This is a genomic window from Sulfitobacter dubius (assembly GCF_900113435.1).
GTDB lineage: Bacteria > Pseudomonadota > Alphaproteobacteria > Rhodobacterales > Rhodobacteraceae > Sulfitobacter > Sulfitobacter dubius.
In genome coordinates this window covers 1-1,495 of sequence record NZ_FOPG01000020.1, presented here as the reverse complement: position 1 = coordinate 1,495, position 1,495 = coordinate 1, and the positions used below count along the sequence as shown (strand labels likewise).

Annotated in this window: 2 protein-coding genes; both read right to left on the bottom strand. The window is 53.4% G+C overall.

Annotated features, from left to right (window positions below; all coding sequences use genetic code 11):
* Positions 1–470 (bottom strand): hypothetical protein (locus BM229_RS18000; protein WP_139226322.1); only part of this gene is annotated, 470 nt, incomplete at its 3' end.
* A gap of 173 nt (positions 471–643) precedes the next feature.
* Entirely contained in the window at positions 644–1,312 is a 669-nt protein-coding gene (locus tag BM229_RS17995) for a hypothetical protein (RefSeq protein WP_093929013.1), read from the bottom strand.
* Between the last annotated feature and the right edge of the window lie 183 nt (positions 1,313–1,495).

Below are 1,495 nucleotides of genomic sequence, written 5' to 3'. Positions count from 1 at the left end.
TCGGCCCAGCCATCTTGTTGAGCATTTCGGGCCGCGCGGGCTTCATAGGCTCCAATGCACCCACGGATGGAACGTCGCACGCCTTCGCGAACTTTCTTATAGCGTTCCAGCGTCACGCCCAGATCAAGCCGGGGGTGCAGGTTGCGGCTTGATTTCGGGAAGGCCGCGTCAAACCAGTCGAGCAGGCTCTTAAAAGCGGAGGGTGCGGGGGTGTGATTGTCCGGGGCAGCACTTGAAAGCGAGAGCAGGTAGGCGGGCCCATATCGCCATTTTTCAAGAAAAACCCGAAGGTGCTGAAGATCATGTTTCTTATGCTCTGCAGTCCAGTCCAAGATCTCTTGGAAGTCGAGAGGCTGACCCGCGCCATGAGCGGTTGGGGAGGCCGTGGTGTGAGTGTCGAGGGTGGTTGAGGAGCGCAGGTTGTTGTCGAATACGATGTCACCCGGCGTGGTCTGAAGTATGTCTGTCATGGTGTCCTTAAGAGTTGAGTGAGTGGGGAAAAAACCGGTTTTTTGTGCATAAATGCCGCTTTTTGTGCAGGCGAAGCGATACTCCTGTCGTCTTTCCGACCCCCCAAAGTGGCAGGGGTTTCGCTTTAAGACGCAGGTTGTGCATCGCGTCTGCGAAAGAGGCAGGTCACGTATTAAAACCGCTTTTTTTCAACAACGCTTGCGGCTGCTAAGGCAAAGACGGCCTGGTCCACAGCCTCAGGATCCCGGTCGGCAGGGGGCGGGTTTGCCAACCTCATCTGAGGCGGAGCTAAGGGTCCGATCAGTGAATGAAGAGTGGCCCGCGGCAAAGTGAGTGCGATGTTATGACGTTGCCACAGGATGACCTCGAGCGGACGATACATCTCCCGGTTAGGGCTCAGTTGAATTGCCGCAACTGGTGGAAATGAGATGCCACCTGATTTCAGTTTCTTGCAAAAAGTGCCCCGGGCAAAGCCATACTCAAAAGCGAAATCCGCCCGGTGGACCAACCCCTGTTCCCAGAGGGTTACAGCGAGATCCGTGATGTCGATAATCTCGGCAATCAAACACGGCTGTTCCGGTTGGGTATCTGCGCTATTGATCGGGCCGGAGCCTGTTGCTTTCAACTCTGCCAGCCTGGCGGGCAACAACAGAGGTTCGATGCCATGAATTTGGCGGAAGATATCGAGCTTTCTATATCCCTTTGCGAATTTGGTGAGGCCAAACATTGCGGCAATAGCGGAAACGCTATTGCGGGAAACGCCAAGATGGTGCCCCAGGTCCGCGACAGAGACCTCTCCATCGATGCTGGATTTCGGGAAAAAAGTTTCGTGTTTAGACATTGTCATCTCCTATTCCCGATAAGATCGGAGGACTAAGGCAACGTCGGAAATTTTGATCTCAAGAAAGTTATGCTAACGGAATGCAAAGTTCTTAAGTCACCATAGGGTATGGTTAATTTTATTTGTTCAATCTTTGTTCCGTTGCGGCCAATTGGTTACATGGAGTGGTCCGCGCGTAACCTT